The 25,519-nt window shown below is 48.8% G+C and carries 28 protein-coding genes, 2 tRNA genes and 1 pseudogene; 26 read left to right on the top strand and 5 right to left on the bottom strand.

Annotated features, from left to right (window positions below; all coding sequences use genetic code 11):
* From speD to fusA, 6 genes are all read left to right on the top strand, one after another.
* On the top strand, positions 1-238 hold a 238-nt coding region (speD, locus tag TCARDRAFT_RS02930), incomplete at its 5' end, for an adenosylmethionine decarboxylase (protein ID WP_007288504.1).
* 205 nt (positions 239-443) lie between these two features.
* The gene (locus tag TCARDRAFT_RS02925) at positions 444-1,517 is read left to right on the top strand and encodes a M42 family metallopeptidase (protein WP_007288503.1); all 1,074 of its coding nucleotides are present in this window, start codon (positions 444-446) and stop codon (positions 1,515-1,517) included.
* A gap of 203 nt (positions 1,518-1,720) precedes the next feature.
* A complete protein-coding gene (gene ndk / locus TCARDRAFT_RS02920; protein WP_007288502.1) occupies positions 1,721-2,137 on the top strand; it encodes a nucleoside-diphosphate kinase in 417 nt (138 codons plus the stop codon).
* A 29-nt stretch (positions 2,138-2,166) separates the two neighbouring features.
* Positions 2,167-2,679 (top strand): cob(I)yrinic acid a,c-diamide adenosyltransferase, encoded by a 513-nt coding sequence (locus TCARDRAFT_RS02915; RefSeq protein WP_007288501.1) that lies wholly within the window; start codon positions 2,167-2,169, stop codon positions 2,677-2,679.
* Positions 2,680-2,694: 15 nt separating this feature from the next.
* Positions 2,695-2,895, top strand: a complete 201-nt coding sequence (locus TCARDRAFT_RS16330) for an FmdB family zinc ribbon protein (protein ID WP_071933999.1) — start codon at positions 2,695-2,697, stop codon at positions 2,893-2,895.
* A gap of 320 nt (positions 2,896-3,215) precedes the next feature.
* Positions 3,216-5,300: an elongation factor G gene (gene fusA, locus TCARDRAFT_RS02910; protein ID WP_007288500.1), complete on the top strand. Its 2,085-nt coding sequence runs from the start codon at positions 3,216-3,218 to the stop codon at positions 5,298-5,300.
* 58 nt (positions 5,301-5,358) lie between these two features.
* Here fusA and TCARDRAFT_RS02905 read toward each other — a convergent pair.
* Positions 5,359-5,434 (bottom strand) — tRNA-Gln (locus TCARDRAFT_RS02905).
* Between the two features lie 11 nt (positions 5,435-5,445).
* Positions 5,446-5,522 (bottom strand) — tRNA-Pro (locus TCARDRAFT_RS02900).
* 156 nt (positions 5,523-5,678) lie between these two features.
* Between TCARDRAFT_RS02900 and TCARDRAFT_RS02895 the strand changes: the two genes are divergently transcribed.
* Positions 5,679-6,380, top strand: coding sequence for a C40 family peptidase (locus tag TCARDRAFT_RS02895; protein WP_007288499.1), 702 nt, complete (start codon positions 5,679-5,681; stop codon positions 6,378-6,380).
* On the opposite strand, the gene TCARDRAFT_RS02890 is transcribed toward TCARDRAFT_RS02895, so the two are convergent.
* A complete protein-coding gene (locus TCARDRAFT_RS02890; RefSeq protein ID WP_007288498.1) occupies positions 6,381-8,060 on the bottom strand; it encodes a DUF4127 family protein in 1,680 nt (559 codons plus the stop codon).
* 80 nt (positions 8,061-8,140) lie between these two features.
* Between TCARDRAFT_RS02890 and rsmD the strand changes: the two genes are divergently transcribed.
* The 3 genes from rsmD (at position 8,141) to TCARDRAFT_RS02875 (ending at position 9,731) form a co-directional block, all read left to right on the top strand.
* Positions 8,141-8,671 carry a 16S rRNA (guanine(966)-N(2))-methyltransferase RsmD gene (gene rsmD / locus TCARDRAFT_RS02885; protein WP_232199074.1) on the top strand — a complete coding sequence of 177 codons (531 nt, stop codon included), beginning with the start codon at positions 8,141-8,143 and terminating at the stop codon, positions 8,669-8,671.
* 86 nt (positions 8,672-8,757) lie between these two features.
* A complete protein-coding gene (gene coaD, locus TCARDRAFT_RS02880) occupies positions 8,758-9,249 on the top strand; it encodes a pantetheine-phosphate adenylyltransferase (RefSeq protein WP_007288496.1) in 492 nt (163 codons plus the stop codon).
* Positions 9,250-9,278: 29 nt separating this feature from the next.
* Positions 9,279-9,731 carry an ATP synthase subunit B family protein gene (locus tag TCARDRAFT_RS02875; RefSeq protein WP_007288495.1) on the top strand — a complete coding sequence of 151 codons (453 nt, stop codon included), beginning with the start codon at positions 9,279-9,281 and terminating at the stop codon, positions 9,729-9,731.
* Positions 9,732-9,754: 23 nt separating this feature from the next.
* Here TCARDRAFT_RS02875 and ylbJ read toward each other — a convergent pair whose 3' ends face one another.
* Entirely contained in the window at positions 9,755-11,005 is a 1,251-nt protein-coding gene (gene ylbJ / locus TCARDRAFT_RS02870; protein ID WP_007288494.1) for a sporulation integral membrane protein YlbJ, read from the bottom strand.
* Positions 11,006-11,097: 92 nt separating this feature from the next.
* Here ylbJ and TCARDRAFT_RS02865 point away from each other — a divergent pair, with 92 nt between their 5' ends.
* A complete protein-coding gene (locus tag TCARDRAFT_RS02865; protein ID WP_007288492.1) occupies positions 11,098-11,928 on the top strand; it encodes a patatin-like phospholipase family protein in 831 nt (276 codons plus the stop codon).
* On the opposite strand, the gene TCARDRAFT_RS02860 is transcribed toward TCARDRAFT_RS02865, so the two are convergent.
* Entirely contained in the window at positions 11,843-13,111 is a 1,269-nt protein-coding gene (locus tag TCARDRAFT_RS02860) for a nucleotidyltransferase (RefSeq protein WP_007288493.1), read from the bottom strand. The two genes, TCARDRAFT_RS02865 and TCARDRAFT_RS02860, sit on opposite strands and share 86 nt — an antisense overlap.
* Positions 13,112-13,372: 261 nt before the next feature.
* Between TCARDRAFT_RS02860 and TCARDRAFT_RS02855 the strand changes: the two genes are divergently transcribed.
* From TCARDRAFT_RS02855 to TCARDRAFT_RS02785, 15 genes and pseudogenes are all read left to right on the top strand, one after another.
* Positions 13,373-14,518, top strand: a complete 1,146-nt coding sequence (locus tag TCARDRAFT_RS02855; RefSeq protein WP_269635004.1) for an acetate/propionate family kinase — start codon at positions 13,373-13,375, stop codon at positions 14,516-14,518.
* Positions 14,519-14,594: 76 nt separating this feature from the next.
* Positions 14,595-15,101, top strand: a complete 507-nt coding sequence (locus TCARDRAFT_RS02850; protein WP_007288490.1) for a YceD family protein — start codon at positions 14,595-14,597, stop codon at positions 15,099-15,101.
* A 22-nt stretch (positions 15,102-15,123) separates the two neighbouring features.
* On the top strand, positions 15,124-15,303 hold the full coding sequence (gene rpmF / locus TCARDRAFT_RS02845) for a 50S ribosomal protein L32 (RefSeq protein WP_007288489.1): 180 nt from the start codon (positions 15,124-15,126) through the stop codon (positions 15,301-15,303).
* A 270-nt stretch (positions 15,304-15,573) separates the two neighbouring features.
* Complete coding sequence (gene fapR, locus TCARDRAFT_RS02840) at positions 15,574-16,020, top strand: transcription factor FapR (protein WP_007288488.1); 447 nt, start codon at positions 15,574-15,576, stop codon at positions 16,018-16,020.
* A gap of 2 nt (positions 16,021-16,022) precedes the next feature.
* A complete protein-coding gene (gene plsX / locus TCARDRAFT_RS02835) occupies positions 16,023-17,045 on the top strand; it encodes a phosphate acyltransferase PlsX (protein WP_007288487.1) in 1,023 nt (340 codons plus the stop codon).
* Positions 17,032-18,048 (top strand): beta-ketoacyl-ACP synthase III, encoded by a 1,017-nt coding sequence (locus TCARDRAFT_RS02830; RefSeq protein ID WP_007288486.1) that lies wholly within the window; start codon positions 17,032-17,034, stop codon positions 18,046-18,048. The genes plsX and TCARDRAFT_RS02830 overlap by 14 nt, the downstream gene beginning before the upstream one ends.
* A complete protein-coding gene (gene fabK, locus TCARDRAFT_RS02825; protein ID WP_007288485.1) occupies positions 18,041-18,991 on the top strand; it encodes an enoyl-[acyl-carrier-protein] reductase FabK in 951 nt (316 codons plus the stop codon). The genes TCARDRAFT_RS02830 and fabK overlap by 8 nt, the downstream gene beginning before the upstream one ends.
* A gap of 13 nt (positions 18,992-19,004) precedes the next feature.
* Positions 19,005-19,949, top strand: a complete 945-nt coding sequence (gene fabD, locus TCARDRAFT_RS02820) for an ACP S-malonyltransferase (protein WP_007288484.1) — start codon at positions 19,005-19,007, stop codon at positions 19,947-19,949.
* Position 19,950: 1 nt separating this feature from the next.
* Positions 19,951-20,693, top strand: a pseudogene (gene fabG, locus TCARDRAFT_RS02815) (3-oxoacyl-[acyl-carrier-protein] reductase).
* Positions 20,694-20,721: 28 nt separating this feature from the next.
* Complete coding sequence (locus tag TCARDRAFT_RS02810; RefSeq protein WP_007288482.1) at positions 20,722-20,958, top strand: acyl carrier protein; 237 nt, start codon at positions 20,722-20,724, stop codon at positions 20,956-20,958.
* Between the two features lie 93 nt (positions 20,959-21,051).
* Positions 21,052-21,999: an NAD(P)H-dependent flavin oxidoreductase gene (locus TCARDRAFT_RS02805; RefSeq protein ID WP_007288481.1), complete on the top strand. Its 948-nt coding sequence runs from the start codon at positions 21,052-21,054 to the stop codon at positions 21,997-21,999.
* Positions 22,000-22,017: 18 nt separating this feature from the next.
* Entirely contained in the window at positions 22,018-23,259 is a 1,242-nt protein-coding gene (gene fabF / locus TCARDRAFT_RS02800) for a beta-ketoacyl-ACP synthase II (protein WP_007288480.1), read from the top strand.
* A 5-nt stretch (positions 23,260-23,264) separates the two neighbouring features.
* Positions 23,265-23,996 carry a ribonuclease III gene (gene rnc, locus TCARDRAFT_RS02795; RefSeq protein ID WP_007288479.1) on the top strand — a complete coding sequence of 244 codons (732 nt, stop codon included), beginning with the start codon at positions 23,265-23,267 and terminating at the stop codon, positions 23,994-23,996.
* Between the two features lie 44 nt (positions 23,997-24,040).
* On the top strand, positions 24,041-25,096 hold the full coding sequence (locus TCARDRAFT_RS02790) for an elongator complex protein 3 (RefSeq protein ID WP_040682959.1): 1,056 nt from the start codon (positions 24,041-24,043) through the stop codon (positions 25,094-25,096).
* 78 nt (positions 25,097-25,174) lie between these two features.
* Positions 25,175-25,435, top strand: a complete 261-nt coding sequence (locus TCARDRAFT_RS02785) for a stage V sporulation protein S (RefSeq protein ID WP_007288477.1) — start codon at positions 25,175-25,177, stop codon at positions 25,433-25,435.
* Positions 25,436-25,519: the final 84 nt, after the last annotated feature.

Raw genomic sequence — 25,519 nt, 5'->3', positions numbered from 1 at the left:
CCATAAGTTTAGTCCCCAGGGTGTCAGCGGCGTTGTTGTTATTTCGGAATCTCATTTAGCCATCCATACCTGGCCGGAGTTGGGCTACGCCGCTGTTGACGTATTTACTTGTGGCGACCGCGTCAATCCGTGGGATGCCTGTCAGCATCTGGTTGCTAAACTTGAGGCCGCCGAGGTAGATGCCCGTGAAGTAAAACGAGGTCAACTAAAAGAAGTAACAGCGCAAAAAGTATCTTAAATCATTAGGGAGGGATTTTATTTTCCCTTTAATATGCTGGAAGTGCGTATTTGTTTAGCTTCTGTGTTACGAGGTATACACGGGGAGTTTTTTTATTTGGGCCGTTTTTGACAAGGACTTCGTCTAACCATATAATGGTACTTGCGGGAATAGGAATGAGATTTATACCGTAAACTAACTCCGAATTTGACAGGAGGTAGATAACATGGACAAGACCTTGGCTTGGTTAAAGGAGATTAGCGAGGCGCCGGGGGTATCCGGGTTTGAGCAGCCCATTAGGACCCTACTAACACAAAAACTCAGTAGTATTGCCGAAGTCAGTTCTGATAACCTGGGCAGTGTGATTTTTAAGAAGCGTGGTGGCAGTGATACACCTAAGATTATGATTGCCGCCCATATGGATGAAATTGGTTTTATGGTCAAATACATAACGAAAGAGGGTTTTCTGAAATTTACTACGCTGGGGGGCTGGTGGGAACAAGTCATGCTCGGACAACGGGTAACTGTTCATACGACTAAGGGTGCTATTCCCGGCGTGATTGGCAGTAAACCGCCGCACATCCTTTCGCCCGAGGAACGCAAAAAAGTTGTTCAGAAAAAAGATATGTACATCGATATTGGCGCCGAGGATGAAAAAGAGGCGAAAGAGCGGTTTGGCGTGCGGCCAGGCAACCCGGTTACCCCATTTAGTCCCTTTACTACTCTGGCCAATGAGCGATTATTGATGGGTAAGGCCTGGGATAATCGTATCGGTTGCGCTATTATGGCTGAGGTCATGGAAAAGCTGCAGCACGAGATGCACGCCAACACCGTTTATGGTGTAGGTACTGTGCAGGAAGAAGTGGGACTAAGAGGGGCTAAAACCAGTGCTGGAGTAATTCACCCTGACATTGCCTTTGCCGTGGATACTTGTGTGGCGGGAGATACGCCGGGTGTAACAAGCGACCAAGCGTCCAGTAAACTGGGCAAAGGCGTGGCTATTTCCATCTATGATTCCAGTCTCATTCCTCATACTGGCTTGCGTGATTTTGTTGTGGAAGTGGCCGAACAAAATCATATTCCCTACCAACTAGAGTTTACTGAAGGTGGCGGAACCGACGCCGGCCGCATTCATCTTCATGCCCAAGGAGTGCCCAGTCTGGTACTTAGTATTCCCACCCGCTATATTCACAGCCATAACAGCATCGTTCACCGCGACGATTATGACGCGGCCGTGCGGCTTCTTGTTGCTGTAATTAAGCAGCTCGATCAGAACAAATATCAGGAATTGGTGAAATAATGCCTGAAGGAATATTCCGTGTCTTCTGCGGTTTCTCTATTTCCCATTTTGATATTACCGGTTTTCGGAGTAGACCCCCATGTCGTTAGCACGACACCAACAAAGAATGAAAACAGGTGTAGAGTTTTCGGAGTAGAAATGCAGGTTATTGGCGTTACATAAATCATCTTTACATTACGAATGTTAAAAAGCAAGGTGAAAATATGGAAAAGACGCTTGTATTAATTAAGCCTGACGGTGTTGCCAGAGGACTGTGCGGCGAGATCATCAGCCGTTTTGAGCGGCGGGGACTCCGCATTTTGGCTTTAAAGATGATGACGTTGTCGCGTGAACAGGCCTATAATCACTACGCTGAACATCAAGGCAAGCCTTTTTTTGACGGACTGATTGACTTCATTACCTCCGGACCGCTAGTAGCAATGGTTGTGGGCGGGGAAAACGCTATTAAGGTAGTGAGGACGATGATGGGGCCGACCGATCCGGCTGGAGCTGCTCCTGGGACGATACGGGGCGATTTTGCCTTGTCTGTAGACAACAATGTTATTCACGGCTCTGACAGCGCAAGCAGCGCTATGCGAGAAATTGATCTTTTTTTCGCTGCCCATGAAATTATGAAATAGCGGCAGCCAATTGGGAGAGAGGGAGAAAGATGAAAATCTATACCAAAACGGGAGACCAAGGCAATACCAGTCTATACACGGGTGAACGGGTTGCTAAAGATAGCCTGCGGGTAGAAGCCTACGGCAGCATTGATGAAACAGACGCTGCGCTAGGACTGGCACGGGCGCTTTGTCTTAAACAGGAAGTGAAGCAAGCCATTTATGACATGCAGCGGATGCTGTGGCAGCTAATGGCTGATGTAGCCAGTTTGGGCGAGAAAGGCAGCCGTATTACCGCTGAACATGTACGGGAATTGGAACAGATGATTGACCGTTTTGATGTAATGCTACCGCCCTTGACGAAGTTTGTGATACCTGGTGATACGCCCGGGTCGGCGGCGCTCCATGTAGCCCGCACTGTGGCCAGGCGGGCGGAGCGGCAGATGTGGCGCTTGGCAAGAGAAGAAAGTGTAAACGAGCATGTTTTGGTAGCCTTAAACCGGCTGTCTGATCTGTGTTTTGTTCTTTCCCGCGTAGAAAGTGAAGAGGCGAAAGAGGCTTAACGGGAGGTTGATAGGATGCCTATTTATGAATTTCAGTGCAACGCCTGCGGTGTCCGTTTTGACCAATTATGCCGGGTAAACTGGGAAGGCGCGGTGCGATGCCCGTCCTGCCAGAGCAGTGATGTTCGGAAACTTCTATCACAATTTGTAAGTGGAGGACGAAGCGGTGGAGGGTGCACTGGCTGCTCGGGAAAATCTTGCAGCACCTGTAAATAGCAGACACAAATGGCTCCACTCCGACATACACTATAGCAAGTGCTCAGCATACATAGTGGGGCAGGAGGGGCGAGGACGGTGAAACTCAAGGTTTATTTTATGTCCATACCCAAGCCGTTTAGGAAATTACTGCGCATGTTTTGTAAAAATTGCTAAAATTCGAGAAATACTAATAACCGCCGGAAATAGGCGGTTATTAATTTTTTGTAAATAAACTGAAAAGCAGGAAAATTTGTAGTTGGCAGAGAACTGAAATTACAGTCATTGCACACAGATGCATTACTTGTGTGACAGGAAATAGAGTATAGGAGGGACACGGGTTGAAAGAGTACAAAAGTGACAGGCTAAGAAATGTGGGAATTGTTGCACACGGAGGAGCAGGCAAAACAACGTTAACCGAGGCGTTTTTGTTCAGCTCTGGCGCTATTTCCCGAATGGGCCGGGTAGATGATGGTACCGCGACTACCGACTTCGAGCCGGAAGAAATTAAACGGAAAGTCACAATCAGCGCAAGTTTAGCTCCTTGTGAATGGCGGGAACATAAAATAAACTTTATTGATACACCTGGTTATGCCGATTTTGTTTCGGAAGTAAAAGGCTCATTGCGGGCGGTTGATAGTGTTCTTGTTGTTTTGTGTGCTGCAGCCGGTGTGGAAGTAGAAACGGAAAAAGTTTGGCAATATGCCGCCGACCTTGGTTTGCCCCGGATCGCCTTTATCAACAAAATGGATAGAGAAAATGCCGACTTCGATAACGTCCTAAATGTCATGCGAGATAAATTCGGCCACGGGGTAGTGCCACTACAACTGCCAATTGGTTCGCAAGACACATTTAAAGGTCTCATTGACCTTATCTCTATGAAAGCCTTATTGCCCGCCAATCCGCAGGGTACCAAGTATGAAGAGATGTCTATTCCTGCCGAGTTTGAAGAGCGGGCTCAGGAAGCACGCCTTGCTTTGATTGAGGCAGCTGCTGAAGGCGATGATGACCTACTGACTAAATACTTAGAAGGGGAAGAACTATCGGAAGAAGAAATTAAACAAGGCTTGATGAAAGGCATTGCTCAGGCCAAGATTTTCCCTGTCTTCTGCGGTTCAGCGGCCAAAAATATTGGTACCCATCAACTTCTGGATGCTGTCATTTCATACCTGCCCGCTCCTAATGTCAGATCGGTAAAAGGATTTCATCCTATAAGCAAAGAGGCGTTAGAAAGAACATATTCTGACCCGTTTGCGGCGTTAGTCTTTAAGACAACCGCAGACCCCTTCGTCGGCCGGCTTAGTTTCATCCGCGTTTTTTCAGGAATGCTGAGGCCTGACAGTACCATTTATAATGTGACGCGCGACAAGACGGAGCGTATTGGTAATATCTTTACGATGCGCGGAAAACAGCAGGATAGCGTAACGGTAGCCCATGCCGGCGACATTGTCGTGGTCGCCAAGATGCAAGAAACAAAAACAGGAGACTCGCTGTGCGACAAGGATAAACCAATTGTTTTCGAGCCGATTAATTATCCTAAGCCGATGTTTATGTTGGCCGTAGAACCTAAGAACAAGGGTGATGAAGATAAACTGGCCAACGCGCTTAGCCGTATGGCGGATGAAGATGCAACATTTATGCTCGAGAAAAATAACGAGACGCATCAACTGCTAGTAAGGGGTTTGAGCGATTTGCATCTTGACGTGATTGTCGAGCGGATGAAGCGTAAATTTGGCGTCGATGTCAAACTTAGCGATCCCAAGATCCCTTACCGTGAAACCATTCGTTCCAGTGTTAAAGTTGAATACAAACACAAAAAACAGAGTGGCGGTCATGGGCAATATGGTCATGTATGGCTCCAAATTGAACCGTTGCCGCAAGGTAGCGGCTTCGAGTTTACTGAAAGCATTTTTGGCGGTGCTGTCCCTAGACAGTATTTCCCTGCGGTAGAGAAGGGCATCCGGGAAGCTATGGCTGGCGGTGTAATTGCTGGTTATCCCATGACTGATATAAAAGTTAACCTCTTCGACGGGTCTTATCATGATGTAGATTCGTCGGAAATGGCCTTTAAAATTGCCGCATCGGCGGCCTTGCGCAAAGGCGCGCTTCAAGCTAAGCCCATCCTGCTTGAGCCAATCTACAATGTGGAAGTAACGGTTCCCGAAGCCTATATGGGCGACATAATCGGCGATTTTAACAGCCGCCGCGGCCGCATTCTGGGTATGGAGCCGATTGGCAAAGGTTTAGGGATTGTGAGGGCGCAAGTACCGCTAGCCGAAATATTCCGCTATTCCATTGATTTGCGTTCGATGACGCAAGGGCGCGGCAGTTTTGATATGAGTTTCTCCCATTACGAGGAAGTGCCGCAGCGTATTGCTGAGGGTATTATTGCCAGCGCCAAAAAAGATAAAGCGGAAGAAGAGTAGTAAAAAAAAAAAAGAAAAGCAGAAATCCTTATCAGGGATTTCTGCTTTTCTCATATTGTGGCAGGGGCGGCTGGACTCGAACCAACGCATGCGGGAGTCAAAGTCCCGTGCCTTACCGACTTGGCTACGCCCCTATGGATAAAAATGGTCGGGACGACAGGATTTGAACCTGCGACCTTTCGGTCCCGAACCGAACGCTCTACCAAGCTGAGCCACGTCCCGATGCACTTACATTTTTAAAGTATACATGACAAAAGCCGTATTGTCAACATAAATTCGCCGTTTTGTTATTTTCTATAGAATTTTTGTAATAAATAACCAGGAATTAGCAGTTATTACACGAAATCTACAACAGAATTAGGTGAGGTGAGATGCCGGATGGGCATTTTCGGTTCGCTTTTTGCCATCATGACACTCCTTTTATTGTTAACAGGCCCGGTAGCCGGCTCGCCGGTTGAGCCGCTGCCACCTATCTTAAAACCGGGAATGGCGGGTGAGGAGGTCGCGTACCTCCAGGCTAAACTACTGGAATTAGGATACTATACCGAAGCCGTCGACGGTAAGTTTGGGATACAGACCCGTTTGGCGGTCATGCGTTTTCAGCAGGCAACAGGATTGGAACCTGATGGCGTGGTTGGGGCACTGACTTGGCAGGCCATCCGTGAATACCACGAGCAGCCAGAGCTTAGCCGTAGCGGAGGAAATGAAAGAAAAGGACAACAGATTGCTGCTTTTGCCACGCGCTATTTAGGAACGCCCTATGCATGGTCAGGACAAACACCTAGCGGCTTTGACTGCTCGGGCTTCATTGTTTACGTTTTGGAGCATTTCGGAATAACCGTCCCCCGTACCGCGGATGAGCAGTTTGCTGTAGGGCAATGGGTCAGCCGCACGGAGCTTAAGCCAGGTGACCTGGTGTTTTTCAGTACTTATGCACCTGGACCTTCCCATGTGGGTATTTATCTTGGCGGCGATTTATTTATTCATGCCAGTTCGGCTGCGGGGGAGGTCACAGTTACCTCGATGAAAAAAGATTATTATGTTGCGCGTTATCTGGGGGCGCGCCGTCTGCTGAAATAATTAGCGAACCAGTCCGATGGATAGGCTAGGGTCGAGATGGATTTCGAACGTGCGCTCCCAAGGAAGACTAACTTCTATTGCTAAGCTGGTTACAACTAAGCGAACGTTATTTTCACCTTCAACCGGGATTTCCCGATTACCTAAGGCCTTTTGAAAAAAGTGGCGGCCGCGGTCCTGCATTAGGCTAGCAATGAGCTTATTGGTTTTTGAATAGGACGAACCCAAGTTGTAAGGGTTGACGCCGACAGCGCGGAGACGTTCATTGATATAAGGTTGAACATCTTTCAAGTAATACCAGTCGTCTAACATCCGGGCAACGAGAAATGTTAGATTGTGCCGATAGAGTTCGAGTTTCTCCGGCGTGTTTTCTGTTTTTGTCAATCGGCTGGAAAACAGGGCAGCTTGTGTTACGGCGGTGCCAATCGAATTACTGGTAGTGTTCCAGCCCGCGTAGGCAGCTAAGCGGGTGACAGCAATATTTTCTGTTAACAGTACAGGCAATAGTGTTTCTGACGCGAAAAAATTTTCTGTCAAGTCGACTAAAGCGACTTGGCGTCCTTCTTTGAGCAGGGCGTCAATTTCCCGTGCCGCCGCGCGGAGTTGACCGGGTCTTGTGTGACGGGTACCGGCGTGGACGTATAGAACAAAATCGGCCGCTGCCGGTGAAGAAACCTCGATGCCGTTGACGAGGGAAATCTTTTCACTCACCGTCGTCTGGATAGAGTGGGGCATAAACGGCATAACCAGTTGGGGTACGGTTGGATGCGAATAGGCAACGCAGATGCGCGGCTGATATTGAAACAAATCCATGGCGAAGCGGCCTAGCAGGGTCAAGGCCACTTCGTCGGTGCCGCGGGTTATCATCACTTTATTCGTTGCATGCATGGCTGTTTCCCAGTGGTGTTGTACGCGCTGTTTTACCATGTTAGGCACGCCAAAGGGATTGCCGTCATCCTGACCGATGACCAGGTAGTCGATTATTCCCTGTTCAACAAGGTTCATCAAGGCAAGGTTGACGCGATAATTTTCCTGGTAGAGACGCAAATAATTCTCTACCAGTTCTGGGGGGAGTTCTTCGGTAAGTGTGGCCAGTTTTTTTATGTCGTGAGGGTTCTCGAAGATATCGGTCTGGTCTTTTAAAATAGAGAACTGAAGCAGTTTTTTCTGATATAAAACGTTAGCATGATTGTCAGCCAGTAGTAGCCGGGGAATTATGCTAAACACATAAAGTTTTATTTCCGGGTTTTCCCTCCGGAGAGATTGGAGAAGATTGATTACTGTTTCCACGTCTGCTGTCGAACCATTTGCCAGCCGGGAAGACAATAGGCTGCCGTGAATGAGCATATCTGCGGAAATAATGGCCGCATTACTGTCCTTGGCCGCCTGGCGGAGCCATTGATGGAGACCTTGCCGGTGGGCAGGCCTATGGTAGTGGTCAAGCAGTTCTTGCGGGGGCATCACGACGGAAACAGCGCCAATTAGGCCAAGTTGTTGGACAAATTGGGTGCAGGCTGGCCGGCTGTCTAACGGGAGCAAGGCTACTTTTGCCGTCGGGGCGCTAAGTGTTGACGACGGAAGGGGCTGGACTTGGCGAATGGTCCCTAGCCGAACGTGTACTGCTGTCATTATAAAAATGAGAGCAACAATAAACAATATGTATACAACAAAGCGTTTAAGCATAAATCACCTCGTTTACCAATAACCACAAATAATTTCGACTTGGCAGGAAAAAATCCTGTAGATGTATAATGTGTTATACTTTGAACGATAAGCTTATTTTACATAAAGACGGAGTTACCATGCGAATTATTACCGGCAGCGCCAAAGGCACAAAACTGAAAACGCCGCGTAGTTTTGACGTGCGGCCTACGGCTGACCGCGTCAAAGAGTCCATATTTAATATTCTGGGCTCTGTTGTTTTAGATGCCGATGTCCTCGATTTATTTGCTGGAACGGGCAATCTGGGATTGGAGGCCGTCAGCCGAGGGGCGAAAAGCGCCATCTTTGTAGACAATAGTCCGGCAAGCATTGCTCTGATTAAAGAGAACATCATTCGCACCAAATCGGCAGACCGGACTCATGTCTATAAAAGTGACGCTTTGCGGTACATTGACCGGGCCGCTCAACTTGGTCAAAACTTTGACCTAATTTTTTGCGATCCACCTTACAACAAAGGATTAGCGACTGCGGTAGTGGAAAAGCTTGACAGTCGTCTCCTTCTGCGGGAAAGTGGGCTTTTGGTAATCGAGCATTCGCGACGCGAAGCAATCAATGACAATTTTTTAACTTAAACATCATACGGACACAGCAATATGGCGAAACAATGATTAGTTTTATTCAACGCAAAAAAATAATGTATATTCTAGGAGGTTAAATCGTGCGCATCGCAGTTTGCCCCGGTAGTTTCGACCCTGTTACCAATGGCCATCTTGACATTTTTGCGCGAGCAAGCCAGCTGTTCGACCAAATCATAGTGGCTGTTTTCCATAACCCGAACAAAAAACCGCTGTTTACCATGGAAGAACGTGTTGAGATGCTCCGGGAAGCCACCGGGCATATTCCCAACGTCCGTGTCGATTGTTTCTCCGGGTTACTTAACGAATATGTGCGGCGGCAAAACAGTAATATCATAGTAAGAGGCTTGCGCGCGCTTAGCGATTTTGAATATGAGTTTCAGCGGGCCTTATTGATCAAAAAAATAGATCCGGTAATCGAAACAGTGTTTATGATGACGAGTAGTGAGTATTCCTTTGTCAGTTCCAGCGGAATTAAGGAGTTGGCAAAGTTCGGCGGCTCTATTCGCGGGTTGGTTCCACAATGTGTGGAAGAGCGGATTTTACGGCGCTTGCATGAAGTTCAACATGTGTAAAGACGTTTAGATAGGTGGGAGAGGCAAGGATGAAAACGATTGAGATCTTGGATGAGATGGAGAACTTGCTTGTGGAAGCCGCAAAGGTTCCTTTTACTAATAAACTGATTATCGAGGAGGATGACCTAGGCCGATTGATGGACGAACTCCGGGAAACCGTACCAGGCGAGATAGTGGAAGCCAAACGTATTTTGGCTGAGCGGCAACGGATTTTGGACGAGGCGCAACGGGAGGCTCAAACCATAATTGATCAGGCTAAGAGCTATATATCAAAACTAACAGATGAAAATATTATTACCCGGCAAGCACAGGAGCAGGCCAACGAAATCATCCAACAAGCCCAAAAAGAAGCTAGAGAGCTGCACAATCAGGCGCTAATTTATGCTAGCGAAGTTTTTAAACATATTGAGGCTAACCTGGAAAAGGCGCTGGAGGTAATCAGGCAAGGCCATGGAAGCCTGCAGCAAAGCAGACAGGAATAAATAAAGATAAGGAGCGATACTCCTTATCTTTTTACATAGGCAAAAATCTCGCGGGCAATATGAACGGCGAGAGAAAAGGTAACTAAAATTCCGATTAGCAAGGCAATCTGATAGGTTGCCTGTTCAATGCGCGTTGTCCAAAACGCCCAAGAATTGACTCCGACGGGCCTCCACATAACCGGGACGCTGAAATAACTGCCGAGCGCTAACGGGGACTTCATTAGGAGGACGGTAAGAACGGCGGCTAGAACGGCGTGAAGTAGACGGCCAAACATATAAGGAGCCATGCGTATTCCTGATTCAATGACAATGCTGGCTACCTGACCATGGACGCACAGACCACTCCAGGCGATGATGGCGCTGGCGATGGCCACCTTTTCTACTAGCGGTGCATCAGCTTGGCTGGCCGCCATAGCACCCAGATCTATTTCAAAAAAGCCGCTGACCAGCGCGGAGGCCAAGTTCGAACTATAACCAAAAAAACAGAGGAAGATGGCAAAGACTTTTTCCAACATACCGGTGACGCCGACGACAGAGATAATACGCAAGAATACGGAAAAGAGGATAATGAAGCCGCCAATCAGGAGGATAGTGTTCATCGATGATTTTACTGCATCACCAAGTAATTGGCCGGTTGAACGTTTATCCTCCTGCCGGGCGTTATACAGGGCTCGAAAGGCACGCAGAATGATATTGCCCGACGGTTTTGGCGCGTCTTGGGTGATCCCATCACGGTGACGGCCGTGATAACGGAATATTACTCCAACTAAAAAACTAGAAATATAGTGAGCCAGGGCGATAGTTGCTCCTAATTCAGGCATACCGAACATGCCCACGGCGACAGCGCCAAACATGAATAACGGGTCGGCTGTGTTAGTGAACGACAGTAGACGTTCAGCCTCAACGGCAGTACACATCTGGTTTTTTCGAAATTTGCAGGTGATGACAGCATCCATAGGATATCCGGACGCCAGACCCATCGACATTGCAAAAGCGCCTACGCCGGGCACATTGAATATGGGACGCATGAGCGGTTCCAGGAGAATGCCAATAAAGTGGACTACGCCAAAACCCATTAGGATTTCAGACAGAATAAAAAAAGGAAGCAGAGCAGGGAAGACCACATTCCACCACAAATTAAGCCCCATCACTGCTGAGTCGAAGGCTTCTTTCGGGTATTTTACCATAGAGATAGTAATAAATACTGTGCTAAAAGCCATAAAATATGCTAGTAGACGGGAGCGGTATCGTCTGCCCCTGCCCCAAATCTTCATCTAAAATCTCCTCCTCCACCCCTAGACGGTCTGTTACTATATATATGACTGGGTAGAGGTAATATAACTCGTTTTTTCGACAGGAGGGCTGTATGCGACCGAAAATCGGTTTGGCGCTCGGGTCAGGCGGGCTACGGGGTTTGGCCCATGTAGGGGTGTTAAGAGTACTAGAAAGGGAAGGCATTCCCATCGACTGCATTGCAGGCTGCAGTATAGGCGCCCTGGTAGGCGCTTTGTACTGCGCTGGGTTGGACCCAGACACGATTTATAAACTGGCTAAGCACACCAAAAGACGACATTGGCTGGATTTTATCATCCCCAAAATGGGAATTATTGCCGGGGAACGAGTCTTGGCCATGCTGAAACTGCTAACCCAGCAAAAACAATTTGCCGACTTGCGCATCCCGCTAGCCGTGGTAGCTACCGAATTAACAACAGGTCAAGAAATTGTTTTTCAGGAAGGAGATGTAGCTCAGGCAGTGCGGGCCAGTATCTCGGTACCGGGTATTTTCGTTCCGCACCGCCTTAATGATATGCTGCTGGTAGACGGAGCGGTGATTAACCCGACGCCTATCGACGTAGCCCGGCGAATGGGGGCCAATATTGTTATTGCCGTTGACCTTGCGCATGCTGGAACGGTATGTAAGATTACCAATACTTTCGACGTGATAATCCAATCCATCGACATCATGGAACGGGAACTTTTTAAGCATCGTCAGCATTACTGCGATGTTCTCATTCGTCCCGACGTGGCCCATATTACGCCGAGCTCCTTTGAAACTTTTGATGAATGTGTCGCTTTAGGTGAACAGGCGGGAGAGGCGGCACTTCCTAAAATCAAAGCGCTGTTGGCGGAGGGGGGGCAGCGATGTATAACGGCGACCGGCGAAAATCCCAGCCGCCCGAGCGATAGTGGCGGTTAGGAAACCCTAGTACATATAGATCAGTCGCCAAAGTGTCGTAAGCCAGCATTACTTGTAGATCATTTAGGACGTGGCGGCTACGACTTTGACTGCTTAAAAACCTTGTTGTTTTAGTGATGATCGGGATAGAGGTGCGCCGTTGAATTTCTTTAAGCAATAGCCGCCCCTGGTCGTTGAAGGCAAGTACGCGGGCATAGAGTGGGCCGGTACGGTCAAAGAAAGCCATATCTGGTTTGGTTACTCCTAAAAGAGCGTGAATTAGAATGCGCTGCAGCCGTGTCCGGGTGTAGCGTTTGCTTTTTACGGCAGCTATAACCTCTTCCAGACTGGTGGCTTTTTGTGCGGCGGTAAGAATTTTATAATGCAGTCCTTCTGACACGTCAGGAAGGCTTTCCAGCCACTGTGCCGTGGCTGAGCGCAGGCGCGCTAAAAGCAGGGGGGCAAAGTGCTCCAGCGTAACAGGGCCTTGTCCGAGCCGAAACTTTTCCTCCAAAATGGCTAGAGCGGCGGCGGGGACGGCCTGCCGCACCGACTCTCGCGTTTTTTGGCCATCCATCAGGGTCTGGCGGATGGCCGTAGCGCTGGCAATAGGTCCGGTAATGGTCTGGTCGTGGTAATTCGCTGCCTTGCGGGGGACGACCACAGGGGCTAGTTCCGGCGCATATTTTTTTATCGCTCGCAAATATTCAACAGCCAGTATGTTATTAGGCAGCTTTAGTGTATTGCCGGTAACCAGTCCGGTTTCTTCTACGGCTGTGCTCAGAGCGGCGGCGTAGGTACCACCCTTTTTCAGGTGACGAACGATGGAAGCATTTACTTTATCCTCTGCCAGGGCCGTGGCTACTTTGTCGAGGTAGGCAAGGTCAGCCTGTTCGGCGCCAAAACAAAGATGAGTAACAATGCCTAAAGCGCTTAGGAGGCGGACGGCGCCAGCGGCAAAATATTGAGCGCTACGAACGGCATAAACATAAGGCAGTTCTAGCACGAGGTCCATGCCACAGCGCACGGCCATTTCCGCCCTGGTCCATTTATCGAAAATAGCGGGCTCGCCGCGCTGGACAAAGTTACCGCTCATAACGCCGATAATATAGGGACAACCCGTAATGGCACGGGCTTGGGTCAAATGCCATAGATGGCCGTTGTGAAAAGGGTTATATTCGACAATCGTGCCAACTGCTTGCACGGTCTTCACCTCTTGGTGGAAAATGTAGTCGGGATAAGTAAATATCTCTTTGCGTAATGATATCCCTAATCCTGCAAATACTATGAGCGCCAAACATTTTTTTCAAAACGTGGTGCTCTATGCAGGGAATTTAATACAGGTGTCGAAAAATGGATTTTTGATGGTCTAGTGGTCTGTCCAGAAATAAAGATAGGGGGATTTTTATGAAAGTTTTAGTCGTGAACTGTGGTAGTTCCTTCAATCAAGTATCAGTTGTTCAACATGCAAGACGAATCTGTTCTGGCTAAAGGTTTGGTGGAACGCATCGGCCTGGAAGGTTCTGTACTAACCCACCAGCCGGCGGGCAAAGACAAGGTTGTCCTTAATGGCGACATAAAAAACCATAGTATTGGCATAAAAATGGTTTTGGATGCTCTCACGCACCCCGATTACGGCGTGATTTCCAGCATGAAGGAGATTTCCGCTGTCGGCCACCGGGTCGTTCATGGCGGCGAAAAATTTGCCGACTCGGTGCTCATTACACCTGAGGTTATGAAGGCGCTGGAAGATTGCATCGAGATGGCGCCGCTGCATAATCCGCCCAATATTCTTGGTATTAACGCCTGCGCCGAACTTATGCCGGGTGTGCCGCAGGTAGGCGTCTTTGATACCGCTTTTCACCAAACTATGCCTAAGCATGCTTTCCTGTACGGGTTACCGTATGAAGCTTACGAAAAATACGGTCTGCGGCGGTACGGTTTCCACGGCACCTCGCATAAGTATGTGTCGCAACGCGCCGCGGAACTGATGGGGCAACATATGAGTAATCTGCGCATTATCACCTGTCACCTTGGCAACGGGGCAAGTATTGCTGCAGTGAAGTACGGCAAGTCGGTCGACACCAGCATGGGCTTTACTCCTCTTGAAGGATTGGTCATGGGGACGCGTTCCGGCGAAATCGATCCAGCTATTATTCCGTTCCTCATGAAGAAAGAAGGAATGACCGCTGACCAAATTGATACCTACCTCAACAAAAAATCGGGCGTACTAGGAATATCTGGCGTATCGAGCGATTTTAGGGATATTGAGGAAGCGGCCGCCGCGGGTAATGAAAGAGCGCAGCTTGCTCTTGATATTTTTGCTTATAAAGTAAAGAAGTTTATTGGCGGTTATGTAGCGGCTATGGGGGGCGTCGATGCCATTGTCTTCACAGCCGGTCTAGGAGAAAATTCGCCGAGTATGCGTGATAAAATATGCAATGGACTGGAATACTTGGGAACTCGCATTGATCCTGTTAAGAATAATATTCGTGGAAAAGCCCAGGAAATCAGCGTTGATGGTGCCAAGGTCAAAATCTTTGTCATCCCGACTAATGAAGAACTGGTTATCGCTCGTGATACAAAAGCGATTTGTGCCAGCCTTGTATAATCTGCTCGGAGGAGTTCCTAGTGTTCCTTGACAAACCAGGATGCTCCCGCTATAATTAGTGAAGGTCGAGTGGAAAATGATGAAAATTGATATCTCGCAGGTAAAACAAGAGGTTGGCGACCGCAGGTCATTCCGCTTTGTAACCTCCGCTCCCGAACTTGGGCTTGCGGAAGGAGAATTTGGCTGGGATGGCGGTGATATTATTGTCGAGGGTGAGGTTGCGAACAACGGTCAATTCCTTGAAGTAACAGGCTCTATTAAGGCTAAAGTGCGCTGTGAATGTAACCGCTGTTTAAAGTCTTTTACCATGGCTATGGAAATTCCTTTCACCGAAAGGTATTTTACGCCTGGTTTTCTGCCCGACGAAGATGCCGCCAGTTATGAAGGCAACGAAATCGACGTTACCGGTTTATTGCGCGAAAACCTGTTGCTTGCTGAGCCGCTTAAACCCTTATGCAGCGAGAGTTGCCGGGGGTTATGTCCTGTTTGCGGGACTGATTTGAATGAAACAGAATGTTTTTGCGAAAAAGGCTCGGTCGATCCCCGGTTGGCCGTACTGCAACAATTGCTTAAAAAAGAATAATGCTGCTAAGGAGGTGTTCTAGATGGCAGTACCGAAGCGTAAACTGTCCAAATCCCGCCGCGATAAGCGCCGCGCTAATTGGAAGCTGACAATTCCTGGTCTTATTGAATGTCCGCAGTGCCATGAATTAAAAATGCCGCACCGGGTTTGCCGGGAGTGTGGCTATTATGATGGTAGGGAAGTAGTTAAAACGGCGGAATAAAAGGGTGTATAGTGAGCAAGATAAAGGCAATTGGACTTTATCTTGCTCATTCTATTTTTGGCAGAATCTGCTTGACTAATATGAGCTAATCGGTATAATAAATACTAGCAATTGGTTTTAATACTTGCTAATAAACATAGGTGATACCATGGCGCGTATACAAAAAAAAATCCGGCAGGAGCGGTTGAAGGAGAGGCTACAGACCAGTCCGTTTTCAACAGACGAAGACTTGGCTGAATATTTGCCAGGTCAGCGTGCAGACTAATCCGTTTGGATCGGCTGGAGCTTGGTATTCCGGAACTGCGGGAACGGATTAAACAAATGGCCGAGGAAGCCCGTAACAAGCTTCAAGCCATAGCCAGCACGGATGTAATTGGTGAATTAATTGACCTGGAAGTTGGTAAGAGCGGTATCTCCATTATGACGGTAACAGCCGATATGGTTCTGGAGAAAACCCAGGTTGCTCGGGCTCATTATATATTTGCTCAGGCTAACTCCTTAGCGCTTGCCGTGGTAGATGCGCCGGCTGCCGTTACCGGTGTTGCTAATATTAAATATAAAGTGCCTGTGCGTGTAGGCGAAAAACTGGTAGCAAAGGCAGAAGTTGTGCGGAAAAGAGGCAATAAATATTTTATTTGGGTAAAAACTAGGAACGATGTGGAAGAAGTGTTTCGAGCCAAGTTCATTATGGTCTCGTTGGAACATGAAGGGAGATAATAATGAGAGTTGCCGTCGACGCCATGGGTGGGGATTTTGCTCCCAATGAGATTGTGCTGGGAGCGATAGAGGCAGTTAAAGAGTTTGCGTGCGAAGTTGTTCTAGTTGGTGATGAGACAAAAATTAAGCCGCTTCTCGAGCGGTATGGCGCACAAGCCCTCTCCAACCTGACTGTTTACCATGCTTCGCAAGTAATTGAAATGCATGAACACCCGGGAGCTGCTGTTCGTAAGAAAAAAGATGCTTCTGTGGTTGTTGCAACTCGTTTGGTAAAGGAAGGAAACTGTGATGTAGTAATTTCGGCTGGAAGTACTGGTGCGGCGGTAGCGGCTGCCATGTTTGGGCTAGGCCGAATTAAGGGAATTGAACGTCCGTCTATCGCTACACCGATACCCAACTTATCTGGCACCACCGTGCTTCTCGACTCTGGTGCAAACGTAGACAGTAAGCCGAAACATCTTGTGCAAAGCGCCATTATGGGTTCCATTTATGCGGAATATGTTCTTGGCATAAAAAAACCCCGCATCGGACTTTTAAATATCGGTGAAGAAGAAACAAAAGGAAATGAACAGGCGTTGGCAACCTACCCGCTCCTTAAACAACTGACAACAATTAACTTTATCGGGAATGTCGAAGGACGTGATATTCCGAAAGGGACAGTCGACGTAGTCGTGTGCGATGGTTTCGTCGGTAATGTTGTTTTAAAATTGGGTGAGGGTTTGGCCAGTGCCATCATGCAACTTTTGAAAGAAGCCATCCAAAATAGCGGCTTCATTGCCAAAATGGCTTCCTTAATGGTTTTGCCGGCCTTTCGGGGATTAAAGAAAAAACTGGATTACGCTGAATACGGCGGTGCGCCGCTTCTCGGTGTGGACGGCGGCTTTATCATCTGCCATGGCAGTTCCAAAGCCAAGGCTATCAAAAACGCGATAAGAGTGGCCAAAGAATTTACTGACAAACGAGTGGTGGACCATATCCGTGAAAACATTGCGAAGGAGGGAGTCATTACAAATGAAGGCGAATGATATTGGTGTAGGCATCCTTGGCCTTGGCTGCTATGTACCGGAGAAAGTGCTAACCAATCACGACCTGGAAAAAATGGTCGATACCTCAGATGAATGGATAGTCGAACGTACAGGCATCCGGGAAAGACGTATCGCGGACCCGGATGTTGCTACCTCAGATTTAGCGACCCGTGCTGCGGAAAGAGCTTTGTCCAATGCAGGTATAAGCGCTGATGAACTTGACCTTATCATAGTAGCCACAGCTACGCCAGATATGTTTTTTCCTTCGGTGGCTTGTCTGGTGCAGGATAATCTGAAAGCCACCAGGGCGGCGGCTTTTGATTTGGTGGCCGGCTGTTCCGGTTTTGTCTACGGTCTGACAGTGGGGGCGCAATTTATTAAAACAGGACTCTACAAAAAAGTGCTAGTTATCGGGGCGGAAACGCTGTCGAAAATTTTAGACTGGACTGACCGCAATACATGTGTACTCTTTGGCGATGGTGCTGGTGCAGCGGTGCTTAGCGAGACAGAGCCCGGCTATGGATTGATAGGGTTTCATCTTGGCGCCGACGGTTCGGGCGGCGATCTGCTCAAGCTGCCGGCCGGCGGTTCCCGGCTACCTCCTTCGGTGGAAACAGTTACGCAGCGGCTGCATTTTGTCCATATGAACGGCAACGAGGTATTTAAGTTTGCCGTAAGAGTAATGGGCGAAGCAGCCGTCAAAGCACTTGAGAATGCAGGGCTGGGGCATCAGGATGTAGATTGCTTGATACCCCATCAAGCCAATATCCGGATCATCCAGTCAGCGGCCAAGCGGCTAAAGTTGCCTATGGACAAAGTAATAGTAAATGTTGATAAATACGGTAACACATCGGCGGCGTCCATCCCTATTGCTTTAGAGGAAGCGGTACGAAACGGAAGGGTTAAAAAGGGTGACGTTGTTGTTTTAGTTGGTTTTGGCGCCGGTTTGACTTGGGCGTCCTGTGTTATAAAATGGTGCAAGGAGGACAACACTATTGCTTAAAAATAAGCTATGCCAGCTATTAAACATTGAATACCCTATTTTGCAGGGCGGTATGGCGTGGGTGGCTACCGCTGAGCTTGCCGCTGCCGTCTCTAACGCCGGCGGTTTGGGGCTGATTGGTGCCGGCCATATGCCGCCCGATGCCCTCCGTGCCGAAATCAGGAAAGCCAAAAACATGACCAACAAGCCCTTTGGGGTTAATATCATGCTCATGTCACCTTTTGTCAAAGAAGTTATGCAGGTAGTGGTAGAAGAACGTGTGCCGGTGATTACTACTGGTGCGGGTAATCCCGCCGAATATATTCCCGCTTTGAAAGAAATCGGCAGCAAAATCATCCCGGTTGTTGCCTCTGTAGCCCTGGCCAAGCGGTTAGAGCGGACAGGAGTAGACGCCATCATTGCCGAAGGAATGGAAAGCGGAGGCCATATTGGCGAAGTGACGACTATGGCGCTGGTTCCGCAGGTCGTCGACGCAGTATCGGTACCGGTTATTGCTGCCGGCGGTATTGGTGATGCCCGCGGCGTAGTTGCTGCGCTGGCGCTAGGTGCGCAGGGTGTGCAAATCGGAACGCGCTTTGTGGCATCGGTGGAGTGTATTGCCCATCCGAATTATAAGGAAGCCATTTTGAAAGCCAAGGAACGGTCTACGGTCGTAACTGGTCAGTCTACCGGACATCCCGTTCGCGTTATTGCCAATAATTTAACACGACAGTTTATGGAGCTTGAAAAGCGTGGCGCTTCTCCAGAAGAGTTGGACCGTCTCGGGGCCGGAAAGCTTCGCGCCGCTGCTCGGGACGGTGATGTCAAAAATGGTTCGGTAATGGTGGGGCAGATTGCCGGCATGATCGATGACATCAAGCCGGTAGCAGAAATTATTCAGGATATTGTACGCGATATTCCAAAAGTGTTGGCGGGTATTAACGAAAATTTTGAGTCCAAATAAGGGGGCCTCTGAAATGGCAAAAACGGCTTTTGTCTTTCCTGGTCAGGGCTCACAGGCCGTAGGCATGGGCAAAGAGCTGTACGATGCGTTTAGCATTGCTCAGACTGTCTTTAAAACAGCCGATGAGGCATTAGGTTTTTCGATTACCGAGCTTTGTTTCAACGGTCCGGAGGAGGAGCTACGTAAAACATATAACACACAGCCCGCTATCTTGACGGTCAGCGTGGCTTGCTATAAAGTACTGGAGGAAAAAGGTCTCAAACCCGATATTGTTGCTGGCCACAGTTTAGGCGAGTATTCGGCTCTGGTGGCGGCAGGCGCTATTGATTTCGCTGATGCGGTGCAGTTGGTGCGTAAACGTGGTCAGTATATGCAGGAAGCTGTCCCACTTGGTGAGGGTGGCATGGCGGCTATCATGGGGCTTGAGCGGGACAAAGTGGTAGAAGTTTGCAGGCAAGTACAGGATCAGGTTGGGCCGGTGCAGGCGGTAAATTTTAATTGCCCCGGACAGATTGTTATCGCCGGACGTACGGCTGCCGTAGAGAAGGCAGTTGAAGAACTCAAAGCTGTTGGGGCCAAACGGGCAGTTATGCTGCCTGTTAGTGCGCCTTTCCACAGCACCCTTATGCAGCCCGCCGCGGAAAAATTGGCGATTGAGCTTGAGAAAATTACCGTTCGCGATGCAGTTGTGCCCGTCGTAGCTAATGTCAATGGCCAAATTGTTACCAAGGGTGAGACTATTAAAGCATCACTTGTACAGCAAGCGGCCAATCCTGTTTTATGGGAGGATTGTGTGGCCCAAATCGTCCGCTCCGGTGCCAATGTTTTTGTCGAAGTTGGGCCAGGGAAAGTCCTCACAGGTTTCACTAAGAAAATTGCCAAGGATGTTGTTACCCTGAATGTCGAAGACTTGGCTTCGCTAGAAAAAGCCCTTGATTATTTCAAGGAGGTTCGTTAAAATGCATTTAGACAGTAAAGTGGCATTGTAACCGGCGCGTCCCGGGGGATTGGCCGCGCGGTAGCGATTGCGATGGCTAAAGCAGGAGCGAAGGTGGTTGTCAACTACGCAGGCAATGTGGCGGCAGCCAAAGAGGTAGTGGACGAGATTGTTGCCGAGGGCGGGCAAGCTATTATGGTTCAAGCCGATGTCGCTAATGCCGAAGCGGTAGAGATGCTTGTCAAACAAACTATGGATGCATTTGGACGCATTGACATCTTGGTCAATAACGCCGGCATTACCCGCGACAGCCTTCTAATGCGGATGAAGGAAGAAGATTGGGATGCCGTTATAAATACAAATCTCAAAGGTATCTTCCAATGTACCAAGGCTGTTTCCCGTATCATGATGAAACAGAAGAGCGGTAAGATTATCAACATGACCTCGGTAGTCGGAATTATGGGTAACGCCGGGCAGGCCAACTACGCTGCGGCAAAGGCCGGTGTGATTGGTTTTACTAAGTCGATGGCTAAGGAATTGGCACCCCGCGGCATTACCGTCAATGCGATTGCGCCTGGTTTTATCACCACCGATATGACCGCTGTTTTGCCGGAACAGGTTAAAGCCGAATTAAGCAGTAAAATTCCTTTGGGTCGTCTAGGTACGCCCGATGATGTTGCCGCTGCCGTATTATTTTTAGCTTCTGACTTTGCAAACTATATAACGGGACAGACCATAAACGTCGACGGCGGCATGGTAATGTAACTCTGTTTTGGAAGGAGGTGAAAGGATTATGACGACTTTTGATAAAGTAAAAGAAATCGTTGTTGAACAATTAGGTGTTGATGAAGCTGATGTAACTATGGATTCCACCTTTATCGATGATCTTGGTGCTGACTCTCTGGATATTGTCGAGTTAATTATGGCCTTCGAAGAGGAATTTAACATCGAAATTCCCGACGAAGTTGCGGAGAAGATCAAGACCGTTAAAGACGCTGTGGAGTACATAGACAAGGAAAAGCAAGGTTAAGCATTACCTGTCTAAAATAAGAAAGTCCCGTGAAATTACCTTTTCGCGGGACTTTCTTAAAGGTACTGCGCACTTGAATGGAGGAGTTGTTTCTTGAAACTTCCAGAACTGAGAATTGGTCATCTCGTGGCCAAGGTACCAATCATCCAAGGAGGAATGGCGGTAAGGATTTCGACGGCACGCTTGGCGGCTGCGGTGGCTGAAGCAGGCGGAATAGGCCTGATTGCTGCTTCCGGAATGCCGCTCGATGAATTACGCCACGAAATTCGACTGGCCCGTTCGCTGACCAAAGGAATCATCGGCATTAATGCCATGGTTGCTGCGCGGGAATTTGCTAGCCTTGTTCGGACCGCAATTGAAGAAGGTATTGACCTGATTGTCGCGGGTGCTGGTTTCTCCCGCGATATGTTTGGGATGGGAAGAGAGTCAGGTACTCCGATTGTGCCGATTGTTTCATCGGTCAAATTAGCAAAAATTTCGGAGTCGTTAGGAGCAGCCGCTGTCGTAGTCGAAGGAAAGGAAGCCGGTGGCCATCTTGGAACCGACCAGTCAATGCGGGTATTGGTTCCCGAAATCAAGAAGGCAGTAAAGATACCGGTTATTGGGGCTGGCGGCGTAATTACTGGCCGGGATATTGTCGAAGTCATGAAACTTGGTGCGGACGGTGTGCAAATGGGTACTCGTTTTGCCGCCAGCGAAGAATCTAATGCCGCGCCAGCGCTGAAAGAGTTTTACCTCAAAGCCAGGCCCGAGGATGTTGTATTGATCAAGAGCCCTGTTGGGCTGCCCGGGCGGGCTGTAAAAAATCCTTTTGCCGAGAAAATTCTTGAAGGTACTGCGCCTACCCCTGATATTTGCAAGGCCTGCCTGAAACATTGCGAGCAGAACTTCTGCATCATCGATGCTCTGACCCGCGCCCAACAAGGCGATGTGGAGACAGGCCTTGTTTTTACAGGCGAGTACATTCATAAAATAGATGACATCCTACCTGTGAAAGAGATCTTTGCCCGCCTTTTGAAGGAAGTTGAGGAAATAAATTAGCTTGTTGAGGTGAGCAGTTTGAGTAAGCGCGTAGTAGTAACAGGCATCGGCGCCGTGACCCCGATTGGTATCGGCAAAGATGAATACTGGCAATCCTTGGTTGCTGGAAAGTCTGGCATTTCCCGAATTACCCGCTTTGATCCGGCCGATTACAGCACGCAGATTGCCGGTGAGGTTAAGGATTTTGACCCTGCTAAATTTATTGACAAAAAAGAAGCTAAACGGATGGACCGGTTTACCCAGTTCGCTTTGGCGGCTACCAAAATGGCGTTTGAGGACGCGGGCATAAACCTGGACCAAGAAGACCGTTCCCGCGTCGGTACTATTATTGGCACTGGCATTGGCGGCATGGAAACCCTCCATGACCAGTTCAAGGTCCTGTTTGAAAAGGGACCAAGCCGGGTCAGTCCCTTCTTTGTGCCGATGATGATCGCCAATATGGCGGCTGGCCAGACGTCCATCACATTTGGGCTGCAGGGGCCTTGCAGTTGTGTCATTACTGCCTGTGCTACCGGTACCAATGCGATCGGCGACGCGTTTAAGATTATCCAACGCGGCGATGCTGACATAATGGTTGCCGGCGGTACAGAAGCGGCCATCTCACCGGCCGCGGTGGCAGGATTTTGCTCCATGAAAGCGATGTCGACTCGCAACGACGAGCCGGAGAAAGCATCGCGTCCTTTCGACCGCGATCGTGACGGCTTTGTTATGGGCGAAGGCGCCGGTATTCTCATTTTAGAATCCTTAGACCATGCTTTGGCGCGCGGAGCCCGGATTTATGCCGAAATAGCCGGCTATGGATTTAATGCCGATGCTTACCACATCACCGCTCCTGCCCCAGAAGGCGCGCAGGCAGCCAAATGTATGGCTATGGCTATTAAAGATGCGGGTTTGACCCCTGAAATGGTTGACTATATTAACGCCCATGGCACTTCTACGCCGCTTAACGATAAAAATGAAACGTTCGCTATCAAAACTCTTTTTGGCGACCATGCCTATAAGCTAGCCATAAGTTCGATTAAATCCATGACCGGACATTTGCTTGGTGCGGCCGGGGCTATTGAAGCGATTGCTACTGTTTTGACAGTTGCCAACGATTTAATTCCTCCAACCATTAACTATGAAAATCCTGACCCCGAACTTGACTTGGACTATGTGCCCAATAAAGCCCGTGAGCGCGTCGTCAATGTGGCTATTTCCAATTCCTTTGGTTTCGGTGGTCATAACGCTACCATACTCTTAAAAAAATATAAAGGATAGTGCAAATGGCAGGACCGCTTGACCGGCGGCGCGAAGACGCTCTTCGGGACTTGGCTGCCAGCTTGGGTATAAGTTTTAACGATCTAGGTTTACTGCACCAAGCATTAGTTCATACCTCCTATGCTAATGAAGTCAAGGGCGGTGTAGAGCATAACGAACGGCTGGAGTTTCTCGGTGATGCCGTGTTGGAGCTTATCATTAGCGAATATCTGTACCGCAACTTTCCCGAACTGCCGGAAGGAGAACTAACGAAAGCGCGGGCAAGATTGGTTTGTGAACCCAGTCTTGCTCAGTGCGCTTCCCGTTTGGGCTTAGGCAAGTATTTACTGCTGGGAAAAGGTGAGGCCGTTTCGGGAGGGCGTGAGCGCACATCCATTCTTGCCGATGCTTTTGAGGCTGTTATTGGTGCCATCTACCTGGACGGCGGGGTTAGCGCCGCGACCAATTTTGTCCTAAACCATCTCCATGAAGATTTGGCATTGATTTGGCGCGGCGATTATGTTTTTTACGATTACAAGACGGTGCTTCAAGAAGTAGTTCAACAGGCGGGCGAGTGCAAAATCTCCTATGAGGTAGTTGCTGAATACGGACCTGACCATAACAAGACTTTTGAGGTTAGTGTGCTCGTCAACCACCAACATTTGGGCGCCGGGAGCGGCAAAAATAAGAAGGAAGCTGAGCAAAACGCCGCGAAAGAAGCGCTGCAAAAGTTAAAGAAGCTCAATAGTTTGGACTAATAGGCGGCTTAGGGCCGCCTATTTTGCCAGAACAGGAAGAAGTCATGAAACATTATATTATTCCAATCTTCATTCCGCACTATGGCTGCCATCACCGCTGTATATTTTGCAATCAACGGAAAATTACCGGGGTGGAGACGTCGGTTACTGCCGAAGAAGTAGGTAAGATTATTGCTATCCACTTAGCTCGTCTTACCTTGCCGCGGTATGTGGAAGTAGCTTTTTACGGCGGCAGTTTTACGGCCTTATCACCGGCGGTGCAGCGCGCCCTGCTGCAGCCGGCCAGTGAAGCCTTGCGCAATGGCCGTATTCAGGCTATCCGGGTATCTACGCGGCCGGACTGCATTAGTTTAGAAATTGTCGATAATCTTGTCCGCTTTGGCGTCAGTACCATTGAATTAGGGGTTCAGTCGTTGGATGACGCTGTTTTGGCTGCTGCGGCAAGAGGACATGACGCCGCTGCTGTCGTTAAGGCGGTACAAATCATTAAGGCGGCCGGTGTTACTTGCGGTTTGCAGCTAATGCCAGGGCTTCCGGGAGAAGACTGGCCAAGCCTATTGCGCACTGCCGTTGCTGTCGGGCGGCTTTCGCCGTCTTTTGTCCGAATTTATCCTGCGGTTGTTATCACCGATACGGACCTTGCCGCTTTATACCGCCGAGGACAATATACGCCGCTTACATTAGACGAGGCCGTGCGCAGGTCTGCCTTTTTAAAACTGTATTTTGAAAGCCGTAATATTCAGGTAGTGCGCGTTGGCCTACAGGCGACAGAGGAACTTTCCAGCACGGACACGGTGCTTGCTGGTCCGTTTCATCCAGCCTTTGGAGAAATGGTAGAAAGCCGCCTGTTTTATTATATGTTAGTCTCTTTTTTAGAAACATGCGGCAAGTACCCATCCGATACGTTCGTAATCCATCATCATCCGCGCGACCACTCAAAAGTGCGGGGTATAGCAAGGACAAATATTACCTTGCTTCGCAACCGGTATCGGCTTGGGCGGATAGTATTGCGGGCGGACGGATACATCCCAGGTGAGCTCATTATCGAGACAAACCAAAAAAGATATCTTTTAAATAAGCTTATGTTGCTTAATACTTGAAAATCCCAAAGCAGGAATTTTTAGGAAGGGTGCGGAATATTTTGTAGCATAAGCCCTTACACCAAAGGAGGTTGCGTAATGGAAGTGCTTAAAGTATCCGCACAATCAAATCCCAAATCTGTAGCAGGCGCCCTTGCTGCTGTTCTTAGAGAGAAAGGTTCAGCCGAGGTGCAAGCGGTAGGCGCGGGGGCAGTCAATCAGGCCATTAAGGCGATAGCTATTGCCCGTGGTTTTGTTGCTCCGAATGGCATTGATCTTGTTACCATTCCTGCTTTTGCGGAGATTTCCATCGATGGCGAGGAACGCACAGCTATCCGGTTTATTGTTGAGCCTCGCTAATATCAGTATCAAGCATTGCTTTGGGCCTGTTTGCTCTACCGCAAACAGGTTTTTTATTGTACAATATAGTGCACCGTGTTACAA

This window comes from Thermosinus carboxydivorans Nor1 (assembly GCF_000169155.1).
GTDB classification, from domain to species: domain Bacteria; phylum Bacillota; class Negativicutes; order Sporomusales; family Thermosinaceae; genus Thermosinus; species Thermosinus carboxydivorans.
Note: the sequence above shows the minus strand (reverse complement) of the source record. Positions and strands in the feature narration are given on the sequence as shown.